The 11034-nt window shown below is 32.6% G+C and carries 11 protein-coding genes and 2 tRNA genes; 12 read left to right on the top strand and 1 reads right to left on the bottom strand.

Annotated elements, in window-relative coordinates:
* Nucleotides 1-26 precede the first annotated feature (26 nt).
* From CN601_RS11350 to CN601_RS11340, 3 genes are all read left to right on the top strand, one after another.
* A tRNA-Met gene (locus tag CN601_RS11350) sits at nucleotides 27-103 on the top strand.
* Nucleotides 104-115: 12 nt separating this feature from the next.
* A tRNA-Ser gene (locus CN601_RS11345) sits at nucleotides 116-205 on the top strand.
* Between the two features lie 207 nt (nucleotides 206-412).
* Nucleotides 413-1021, top strand: a complete 609-nt coding sequence (locus tag CN601_RS11340) for a superoxide dismutase (protein WP_098120017.1) — start codon at nucleotides 413-415, stop codon at nucleotides 1019-1021.
* A 147-nt stretch (nucleotides 1022-1168) separates the two neighbouring features.
* Here the strand turns inward: CN601_RS11340 and CN601_RS26935 are convergent, their stop codons facing one another.
* A complete protein-coding gene (locus CN601_RS26935; RefSeq protein WP_098120018.1) occupies nucleotides 1169-1318 on the bottom strand; it encodes a hypothetical protein in 150 nt (49 codons plus the stop codon).
* A gap of 390 nt (nucleotides 1319-1708) precedes the next feature.
* Here CN601_RS26935 and CN601_RS11330 point away from each other — a divergent pair, with 390 nt between their 5' ends.
* The 9 genes from CN601_RS11330 (at nucleotide 1709) to CN601_RS11290 (ending at nucleotide 10975) form a co-directional block, all read left to right on the top strand.
* Complete coding sequence (locus CN601_RS11330; protein WP_098120019.1) at nucleotides 1709-2926, top strand: MFS transporter; 1218 nt, start codon at nucleotides 1709-1711, stop codon at nucleotides 2924-2926.
* A gap of 109 nt (nucleotides 2927-3035) precedes the next feature.
* Nucleotides 3036-5195 (top strand): peptidoglycan D,D-transpeptidase FtsI family protein, encoded by a 2160-nt coding sequence (locus tag CN601_RS11325; protein ID WP_373604972.1) that lies wholly within the window; start codon nucleotides 3036-3038, stop codon nucleotides 5193-5195.
* A 222-nt stretch (nucleotides 5196-5417) separates the two neighbouring features.
* Nucleotides 5418-6245 (top strand): phosphate ABC transporter ATP-binding protein PstB, encoded by an 828-nt coding sequence (gene pstB, locus CN601_RS11320; RefSeq protein WP_098120021.1) that lies wholly within the window; start codon nucleotides 5418-5420, stop codon nucleotides 6243-6245.
* A gap of 25 nt (nucleotides 6246-6270) precedes the next feature.
* Nucleotides 6271-6924: a phosphate signaling complex protein PhoU gene (gene phoU, locus CN601_RS11315; RefSeq protein WP_098120022.1), complete on the top strand. Its 654-nt coding sequence runs from the start codon at nucleotides 6271-6273 to the stop codon at nucleotides 6922-6924.
* 108 nt (nucleotides 6925-7032) lie between these two features.
* A complete protein-coding gene (locus CN601_RS11310; RefSeq protein ID WP_098120023.1) occupies nucleotides 7033-8019 on the top strand; it encodes a nucleotidyltransferase family protein in 987 nt (328 codons plus the stop codon).
* An 85-nt stretch (nucleotides 8020-8104) separates the two neighbouring features.
* Complete coding sequence (gene rpmG / locus CN601_RS11305) at nucleotides 8105-8254, top strand: 50S ribosomal protein L33 (RefSeq protein ID WP_056475024.1); 150 nt, start codon at nucleotides 8105-8107, stop codon at nucleotides 8252-8254.
* A 118-nt stretch (nucleotides 8255-8372) separates the two neighbouring features.
* Nucleotides 8373-8939 (top strand): 5-formyltetrahydrofolate cyclo-ligase, encoded by a 567-nt coding sequence (locus CN601_RS11300; RefSeq protein WP_098171090.1) that lies wholly within the window; start codon nucleotides 8373-8375, stop codon nucleotides 8937-8939.
* Between the two features lie 187 nt (nucleotides 8940-9126).
* Nucleotides 9127-10074, top strand: a complete 948-nt coding sequence (locus CN601_RS11295) for an L-lactate dehydrogenase (protein WP_098120025.1) — start codon at nucleotides 9127-9129, stop codon at nucleotides 10072-10074.
* A gap of 175 nt (nucleotides 10075-10249) precedes the next feature.
* Nucleotides 10250-10975: a M15 family metallopeptidase gene (locus CN601_RS11290; RefSeq protein ID WP_098171152.1), complete on the top strand. Its 726-nt coding sequence runs from the start codon at nucleotides 10250-10252 to the stop codon at nucleotides 10973-10975.
* The last annotated feature ends 59 nt before the right edge of the window (nucleotides 10976-11034 follow it).

Here is an 11034-nt window from a genome sequence, read left to right as displayed (position 1 = left end):
TACCTGCGGAGCCATTTTTATAGTTTGGCGGTGTAGCTCAGCTGGCTAGAGCGTACGGTTCATACCCGTGAGGTCGTGGGTTCGACTCCCTCCGCCGCTACCAATCTTTTATTATGGAGTAATACCCAAGTCCGGCTGAAGGGATCGGTCTTGAAAACCGACAGGGGTGTAACAGCCCGCGGGGGTTCGAATCCCTCTTACTCCTTAAACAGTGAAAAAGTCTTCAACGTTATCGTTGGAGACTTTTTTCGTTTTGATTATTAAATATTGCTATTAAACCTTGGTCTAATTTCTTTCAAAAGTAAATCTTTTTTATATTATTTTCCTTTTCTGAGCATTACTATTGAAATCTTTCAATATATTTGATAACTTTAAATGGAAATTCACTATTATCCTTGGGAGGAATTTAAAAATGTCAAAATTCGAATTACCACAATTACCTTATGCTTATGATGCATTAGAGCCACACTTTGATAAAGAAACAATGAACATTCACCACACTCGTCACCACAATACATATGTAACTAACTTAAACGCTGCTTTAGAAGGCAAAGAAGTAGCTGCTTCTTCAATTGAAGAATTAATTTCAAACTTAGATGCACTTCCAGAAGGTATCCGTACTGCTGTACGTAACAATGGTGGTGGACATGCTAACCACAGCTTATTCTGGACTTTATTAACTCCAGAAGGCACAGGCACTCCAGTTGGTGAAGTTGCAGAAGCAATTAACGCTAAATTTGGTAGCCTAGATGAGTTAAAAGCTGCATTTACACAAGCTGCATTAACTCGTTTCGGTTCTGGTTGGGCTTGGTTAGTAGTAAACAATGGTGAGTTAGAAGTAACTAGCACACCTAACCAAGATTCACCATTAATGGAAGGTAAAACTCCAATCCTAGGCTTAGATGTTTGGGAGCATGCTTACTACCTAGGCTACCAAAACAAACGCCCTGACTATGTTGGTGCATTCTGGAATGTAGTAAACTGGGAAAAAGTAGAAGAGTTATACCAAGCTGCTAAATAATTTATAAAACATGAAGGGGTCTTCCTAAAGTCAAGGTAATTGGCATAGGGGTGGCCCCTTTTTTATTTGTCTCAGTAATTTTTTTAAATTGCTTTTTGAACTAAAAAAACATAGGAAGTTTTTAGTTTTCCTATGTTTTCATTCAAATTATTTATCAGTTTGTTTTTGCATTTTTTTCAAATACTCCGCACGCATTTTTTCAAGTTGCTTCTTTTTATCAAATTTGGCAGGCGTCTGTTTTTCATGAAACTTTGCAACAGCTTGCTGACCTTTATAATCTAATTGATATTTTCCCACTTTGTTCACCTACTTTTCTTGTCTCTAAAGAGAATCTATTCAACAAATATAATACCTTATTTTACTTAAGTAAACCTTATTAGTTTATTAGTGTGCAGCTAACTTAGCGTTTATCAGTAAAAACATTAAAAAATTAGTAAAGTAATTCATCGCTCGTTCCCCATTTTTATTTGAGCTACAACCATACACTTTGGTTCCAGATTTCATTTTGCGGATTCAACGGTTTTATATGTAACTCAGTATCAATACCTTGCATGTATGATATCTATTTTTAAAAGGAATTGCCTAGAATCGTTAAATCTTCAGGATAGTCTCTTTTATATTTGTTAAATAAAAGGATAAATTTTCATTTACTCGGAAAACTAGTTCATGAGACAAAGGAGAGTTTTTATGAGTAGGTGGAAATTTTTATTAGGTGATGTCGATCTAAACAGAGACTTAGTTTTATTATTAAGTGTCGGTGGATTATTTACTTTGGCAACAGCTTTATCTAGTACATTTGTAAATGTTTATTTATGGAAGCAGTCAAATGATTATTTACCGATAGCTTCGTATCAATTTGCGATTGCATTTTTTCAAGCTCTGACTTTCGTGATTGCGGGTAGATTAGCTAAAACAGTTGACCGTGTTGTGATTCTTAGGATCGGTATTTCTTTTTTAGCGATCTTCTATATTGTTGTTTTAGTGTTTGAAACAAAGACATTGCTTGCAACGATATTAATCGGAGCAATATTAGGAGTTGGAAATGGTTGTTATTATTTGGCGTTTAATTTATTAACATTTGAAGTGACTGAGCCTGAGACTAGGCAATTTTTTAACGGTTTTTTAGGGCTTGTTAATTCATTTTCTGGAATGCTTGGGCCGTTTATTGCTGGAGCAATCATTTCTTCCATGATTGGAAATAAAGGTTATCACTTTGTATTTATGGCTGCAGTTTTATTATTTGTTTGTGCGGTTGTGTTAAGTTGTTTTTTAATTAAAAGAGAACTTGATAGTGAGTTCAACATTAAACGAGTCATCTTAGAAAGAAAATTAAATGAGAATTGGCGACAAGTTACTTATGCAAATTTCTTTCAAGGCAATCGTGAAGGAATCTTTATGTTTGTCATTTCAATCTATATTTTCTTATCAACTGGAAGTGAGTTTGCTTTAGGGAAATATGGATTAATAACATCATTAATCAGCTTTATTACTTATTACATTGTGACTAGAATCATAAAAGAAAATTTTAGAATGAAAGCAATATTTCTTGGAGGATTTTTATTATTTAGTGCGGTTTTTGTAATCGCTTTTAAAGTTAATTTTTCATTATTGATCATTTATGGTGCAATAATTTCTTTGGCGTATCCAATCATTTTAGTACCTTACTTATCTTTAACATATGATATAATAGGAAAATCGTATAAGGCCAGGGAATATCGAGTGGAATATATAGTGATACGTGAAGTTTATTTGAATAGTGGTAGAATGTTTTCAATTGCAGTATTCATTGTTTGTACTATATTGTTTCCAGCGAAACAAGTTATTCCATTGTTAATGTGTTTATTTGGTACAGGACACTTTATGGTCTATTTCGTAATGAGGAAATTAGAAATTAAACATGCTTAATACAAGATAGTTCACTAAATTGTCAAAAGTATTTCTGTAATTCTGTTTCCAATTCAATAAAATAATAATACGCGTAATGAAAGCAATGGTAGAAAAAAGAGGAGAAAAGATGAATAAACCTAAGAAATATAAAATTACATTACCCACACGACTGAATACTCTATTTTTCCTTGTATTTGTACTATTTTCCTTTTTAATTCTAAAATTAGGTGTTGTACAAATTGTAAAAGGTGAAGACTATAAATCAGAATTAGAGCGAACAGAAAATATGACCGTCGATCAAGCTGTACCAAGGGGGAAAATTCTAGATCGTAATGGTAAGGTTGTAGTAGATAATAAGCCTTTACGTACAATCACGTATACAAGGAAAAAAGGTACAACGTCTGGTGAACTATTACAAATGGCAACTAAGTTAAAAACTTTTATTAAGATGCCAACTAATAAAATAACTGAAAGAGATCGAAAGGATTTTTGGTTACTAAAAAATCCTGAAGATGCAAAAATGCTTGTATCGAAACAAGAAGATAAAGAATTAAAGGCTCAAAATAAAGATGATGATGCTGGATATAACAAAGCTTACTATAATTTACAACTTGATAAAATTACAGAAGCCGACATGAATTCGTTTAGTCCAAATGATTTGCAAATACTCGCAATTTACAAGCAAATGAGCGTTGGTTATGCATTAACTCCTCAAACAATTAAAAGTGAGGGAGTTACTGAAAAAGAATATGCGACTGTTAGTGAACATTTGGACGAGCTTCCTGGTGTAGATGTAACAACAAATTGGGAAAGAAAATACGTTTACGGTGATACGTTCCGCACAATTTTAGGTAATATTACTTCTGAAAAAGAGGGTTTACCTGCTCAGAATGTAGATTATTATTTAGCACGTGGCTATGATCGCAATGATCGTGTCGGAAAAAGTTATATCGAAAAGCAGTATGAAGATGTTTTACGCGGTACAAAAGGTAAAGCTCAAAATGTTATTGATTCAAAAGGAAATGTTGTTGATACGAAGGTGATTACTGAAGGGGAACCTGGTAGTGATTTAGTACTATCAATTGATATGGAGCTTCAACGTAAGGTTGATGAAATTGTAAAAACTAGACTTTTACAAGCAAAAGCAACTTCAAATGGTAAATATTTGGACCGAGCATTCGTTACAATGATTAATCCGAATACGGGTGAAATTCTAGCGATGTCAGGTAAACAAATTGTTAAAGATAAAAAGACAGGAAGAAATAAAGTTATAGACTATGCAACAGGCAATCTTACTTCATCTTACGAGATGGGTTCGACAGTTAAAGGTGCAACCCTTTTAACAGGTTTTCAAACAGGAGCGATTGTTCCTGGACAAAGACAATTCGATACACCGATTAAAATTGCAGGCACACCTATCAAATCATCTTATAGTAATATGGGATGGATTAATGATTTAGATGCGTTAAAAAGATCTTCAAACGTTTATATGTTCCGAACAGCAATGGCAATTGGTCATGCAAATTATGTTCCAAATAAACCTTTAGATATCGATGTTAAAGCGTTTGATACATTCCGTAATAGCTTCAGTCAGTTTGGACTTGGTGTTAAAACTGGAATTGATTTACCAAATGAGGCAATTGGATTTAAAGGTGTCGACAAAAACCCAGGTTTCCTTCTAGATATGGCGATTGGACAGTATGATACTTATACACCACTTCAATTAGCTCAGTATATATCGACAATCGCAAATGGAGGTTATAGAATTCAACCGCATGTTGCGAAAGAATTAAGACAACCTTCTATTGGTGAGGATACTGGAGTAATTAGATCAGAAGTAAAAACAAAAGTTTTAAATCGAATTGATATGAAGGATTCTTACATCAATCGAGTTAAACAAGGTTTTATCAAAGTATATAATGAACAAGGTGGTACTGCTCGTCCTTATTTCTTAGGCGTAGACTATAAAATAGCTGGTAAAACAGGTACTGCCCAGTCCTTCTATGATGGACCTGATCGTAAAAATTATAAAGAAGCACCAAGAACATATAATGAAACATTGACTGGCTATGCTCCATATGACAATCCTGAAATTGCATTTTCAGTTGTTGTTCCTTGGTTACAAACTGACCAAGCGCCTGTCAATAAATACATTGGCCGCGATATTATGGATGAGTACTTTAAATTGAAAAAAGAAAGACAATCAGTTTACAATGATGAACCAAAAGGCACAATTGACAATCAAGTTACTCAAAATAGTCAAGGTGACCAAAATAAGAATCAATAAAAGAGAAGGGGAATCCCTTCTCTTTTTTTTTATCTATTTAAAACAGCTTCTGAACTTATTTACATAATCTTTACATTCGGTTAAAACAGGTTTAATAGTTTAAGGATATGATTATTCATGTAATCAATTACCGAATTAAAAAGATTATAAATTTTAGCTATTGTTTAGTTAACATAAAACAACAATAGAATGCTTCCTTTAGGATGAGAGGGGATAGAAGTTATGACATTTACATTAGATAGAGAAAATAATATTAAAAGTGAAGATATTGAAGATACAAATACAAACACAAAAAAATCAATCGTTTATGATACTCAAAATTTAAATTTATGGTATGGACAAGATAAAGCGCTAAAAAACATCAATTTAAGCATATATGAAAATGAAGTTACAGCAATTATTGGTCCAAGTGGTTGCGGTAAATCGACCTACTTAAAAACTTTAAATCGTATGGTTGAGCTAGTGCCTACAGTTAGAACAGAAGGTAAAATTCTTTACCGTCAACAAGATATATTCGATAAAAACTATCCTGTACAAGAATTAAGAACTCATGTAGGGATGGTATTCCAAAAACCGAATGTATTTCCTAAGTCAATTTGGGAAAATGTTGCTTACGGTCCAAAAATTCATGGTATTAAAGATAAAGCCTCATTAAATGAAATTGTTGAAAAAAGTTTAAAAGGTGCTGCGATTTGGGATGAGGTTAAGGATCGTTTACATGAGAATGCACATGGCTTGTCAGGGGGACAACAACAACGTTTATGTATTGCACGCTGCCTTGCAATCGAGCCTGATGTTATTTTAATGGATGAGCCAACATCGGCATTAGATCCTATTTCAACTTTAAAAGTTGAAGAATTAATCAATGATTTGAAAAAAGATTTTAGTATTATTATCGTGACTCATAATATGCAACAAGCAGCACGTGTTTCTGATAAAACTGCTTTCTTCTTAAGCGGTGAGGTAGTTGAGTTCTCAAATACAAATAAACTATTCTCGACTCCTAAAGATAAACGCACAGAAGACTATATTACTGGACGATTCGGTTAATAGAAGGGGAAATGGTGGCAATAATATGAGAAATCAATTTGAAACAGAGTTAAAATCATTACAAGAAATGATCATCGAGCTAGCCGAGAAAACAAAAAAAGCTGTAGTTAAGAGTATGGATGCATTCCGAACTGAAAATATTGAATTAGCTTTAGAAGTCATTGATGAAGATGAGCGAATCAATAAATTGGAAAAAGAAGTTAATGAATTAATTTTAGTCATAATAACAAGACAACAGCCAGTTGCAGTAGATTTAAGAAGAAACTTAACAGCAATTAAGATTGCCCATGACCTTGAACGAGTTGCAGATTATGCAGTAAATATCGCAAAGTCGACAATTCGTATTCGTGGCCGTCAAGAAAACTTACCTATAGAAAATATCGAAAAGATGCATGAACTTGGTTTAGATATGTTAACAAAAGCTTCAGAAGCATACCGAACTGAAGATTTACAAGCTGCAAAAGAGATTGGTGAAATTGACGATCTAGTTGATGAGTTATATGGAACGACTGTACGAAATTTAATGTCAAGTATTGTTGAGTCGCCTGAGCATGTCGCAAATATTTTGCAAATGGCATTCATTTGTAGATATCTTGAAAGAATTGCAGATTATGCAACTAATATTGCAGAGAACATTTACTATTTAGTAAAAGGTAAGCATTATTTATTAAATCAATAAAATAATAAAAGGGTGTTCAGTTCATATTTTACTGGACGCCCTTTTGTCATATTTATGTAATATTAAGCATACTTCTTTAACTAGTATAACATTTTGGGGTGGTAACAAATGAAGGTTGTTATTTTAGCTGGAGGATACGGTCAAAGGCTTTTACCAATTACTAACAACATTCCTAAACCACTATTACCAATCGCAAATAGAGCGGCAATTGAGCATTTATTATTACATCTAACAAGATTGGGGTTTAATGAGTTTATAATTCAGCTTCATTATATGTCCCAAGCCATAATTGAAACAATTAACGCGATGAAATTAAAAAATGTTTCAATTGATTATATTATAGAAGAAAAAAGCTTAGGCTCAGCTGGTTGTTTGCGATTATCTAAGCATTTTCTCAATGAGCCCTTTCTATTAGTGAATGGTGATATTTTATTTGATGGAGAAATTAGAGACTCATTAAAGAATCATTTAGAAAATAAGAGTAAATTTTCTATGTTTGTAAAACAAGTTGAAAATTGTGGATCTTATGGAAATGTAAAAGTGAAAAATGGACAAATAATCGATTTTATTGAGAAGCCTAATGAGGGTAGTGAAATTAGTAAACTAGTAAATACCGGGATTTATATTATGAGTCCGGAATTATTATTTCAAATTCCAGAAAATCGATATTTTGACATTAGTAATGACTTAATCCCTTTGATGTTAAAAAATAATATTAGTATGAATGCTTATCATTTAGAAGGTTACTGGATTGATTATGGGACTCCTAGACGCTTTGCAAAGCTAAATGTAGATTGGATTGAAGAAAAATTAAACTTGCCTATTCCGGCCGTTCAAATATTACCACGAATTTTTTTAGGTGAGCATGTAACGATTAATAATAATGTAAAGATTGTTTCTCCAGTAATTATTGGCAATGATGTTACAATCGAAGAAAACTGTGTAATTGGTCCGTACGTATCAATTAGCTCAAATATTAGAATCGATCAGGGGAGCGTTTTACAGCATCAAGCAGTCTTTCAAAAATATACTCTGAATTATGAAAATAAATTTGTACATAATTCAATAAAAAAAAAATCAAAAGAAATGCAATGAATCAATAAAAAGTATGGAAATTATCTTGAAAGAATGTTATTATATACAAGTCTGATTATGTCACTATGTCAGGAGGGAAAATAAAATGCGCGTAAATATTACTTTAGCATGTACAGAATGCGGAGATCGTAACTACATCACTACTAAAAATAAACGTAATAACCCAGACCGTCTTGAGCTTAAAAAATATTGCCCAAGACTTAAAAAAGTTACAGTTCATCGCGAAACAAAATAAACAGTAGGAATTTTCCTACTGTTTTTTTTTATATAAAAATTTATAATCTAATTAGAAACGTCATTTTAATATTTAATCCTATTGATAGAAACTTTAATCCTGACCTTAGGAGGCCATAATGGAAAAAAAAGACATTAGAAATAATATGATGAAAAATTTGAAAAATATTTCAGTATTAGACAGAGAGAAAAAGTCGAAGCAAATAATAGAAACATTATTTAGTACAAAACAATTAAAGGATGCAAACATAATTGCAACAACGATGCCGATGGAGCACGAGATAAATACTAAGTATTTAATAGCTACTTGTTGGAATGAGAATAAATCGGTTGTTGTACCGAAATGTAATCACAAAACAAGAGAAATGGATTTTTATAAAATCAGTTCGTTTGAAGATTTAAAAGAAGGCTATTTTGGTATACAGGAGCCGATTGAAGAAAATTGCGAGAAAATAGAAAAGGAACAGATTGATTTAGTAATTGTTCCTGGAGTAGCATACACATTAAAAGGAGAACGATTAGGCTATGGCGGCGGTTATTACGATCGCTACTTAGAAGACTATAATAAGCCTCTTTTAGCTTTAGCGTATGATATTCAAATCGTTAATGAGCTACCAACAGAAAAACATGACATTAAAATACCTTTCATCATAACAGAATCAGAAATAATACAAGCTTTCCAATAAGTGCATAAAGCGACACCTTTTGTTTAAAATAAATGATGAATTAAACCGCTATTCCTTAAAGAAAATTTGTTTTTAATGTTTATTGTAACAAATTTGTAAAATGTTTCACAAACTTTAAGCGGATATACATATATAATATAAAAGTCCCAATCACTTACACTTTTATAACACTAATGAGGTGGATTTAATGTTACAAAAAGAAATTAATCGAGTCGCACTTATTGGTACAGGCGCAGTTGGAGCGAGTTATGCTTTTGGAATGTTAAACAAAGGTATTGCCGAAGAATTAGTTATGATCGACTTAAACAAAGATAAAGCAGAAGGAGACGCGATGGATTTAAGTCATTGTTTACCTTTTGTCAGTTCTAGAACAAAAATCTGGGCTGGAGATTATAGTGATTGTAAAGATGCTGGCTTAGTCGTTATTACAGCTGGAGCTGCACAAAAGCCTGGAGAAACACGACTAGATTTAGTGGTGAAAAATTGCTCGATTTTTAAAGGTATCGTTGGAGAGATTATGGCTTCTGGTTTTGACGGTATCTTTTTAATCGCTACGAATCCAGTTGATATATTAACTTATGCAACCTGGAAATACTCGGGATTACCGAAAGAAAGAGTAATCGGATCAGGTACTAGTTTAGATACTGCACGTTTTAGATATATGCTAGGAGATTATTTTAATGTTGATTCAAGAAATATCCATGGATATATAATAGGTGAACACGGGGATAGTGAACTTCCTGTTTGGTCACAAACAACTGTTGGTACTTCACCAGTGCACCATGTTTTAAAGAAAAATCCGAAATATAGTCAAAGAGAGCTTGATGAAATCTTTTTAAATACACGTGATGCTGCATATCATATTATTAAGAAGAAAGGTGCAACATACTACGGTATTGGAATGGGATTAGTTAGGTTAACTAAAGCAATACTTGAAAATGAAAATAGTATTATTACTGTTTCAGCATATTTAGAAGGTCAATATGGAGAAAATGATATTTATATCGGTGTTCCAGCGGTTTTAAATAGAGGCGGAATTCGTGAAATCGTCGAATTAGATTTAAATGAATTAGAACAACGACAATTTAAAAATTCAGTTGAGACATTAAGAAAAACGATGGAACCTATTTTGTAAGCAGTACGAAAAAACCTCTTTCAATTGAAAGAGGTCTTTTTATAGAAAAAGAAGAATAATTTCATTAACGTGTAATTTGAAAGAGATTCTATCTTCTAATATTGTTAAGTTAACGATAACTGTTCAGAGGGAGGCTGTTTTGAAAAAAATAAATCGAAAGTTCGTCTTGTTATTAATGGTATTAATCACAATTGTTGGACTAGCTCTTTTTATTAGGAACCAAAATAGTGTAAACAATGAACCTCAAACAAATGAAGCAAAACGTTCACTGGTGTTCCCAAATTATAATCATACAGCTATAGAAGCTGAGAATGGCTTATTAGAGGTCACAAATCCTAAATCAGATTTAGTATTAGTGAATAAAGAAAGAAAGCTTCCAGATGGATATGGACCGCCTGATTTAATTTATCCCATTGTTCCGTTACATGGTGTTAGTAAAGATAAAACTTTAATGAGAAAAGAAGCAGGCCATGCATTAGAAAAATTATTTGAAAAAGCTGAATCAGATGGTATTGAACTGACACCAGTTTCCGCATACCGTTCTTTTGAAAGACAAAAAAGCTTATATAATTATTATGTACAAATTCATGGAGAAGATTGGACACAATCCTTTAGTGCTGTTCCCGGTACAAGTGAACATCAAACTGGATTAGCAATTGATGTATCGTCGCCAAACTTTGGAAATAAGCTAGAGCAGGGATTTGGAAAAACAAAGGAAGGGATATGGTTGGCAAAGCATGCACATGAATGTGGGTTTGTCATTCGTTATCCAGAAGATAAGGTTGAAATGACAGGATATGACTATGAACCATGGCATATAAGATATGTAGGAATCAAATACGCAACCTATCTTTATAAAAATAATTTAGTTTTAGAAGAAGTCATGAAACCAAATCATTAAATACTTAAATAATATATGATTGTTTGGTATTTCACATTGACGAGTAACTGTTTCCAACT

The sequence above is a fragment of the Bacillus sp. AFS017336 genome (assembly GCF_002555445.1).
In the GTDB taxonomy this organism is placed as follows: domain Bacteria; phylum Bacillota; class Bacilli; order Bacillales; family Bacillaceae_G; genus Gottfriedia.
Note: the sequence above shows the minus strand (reverse complement) of the source record. Positions and strands in the feature narration are given on the sequence as shown.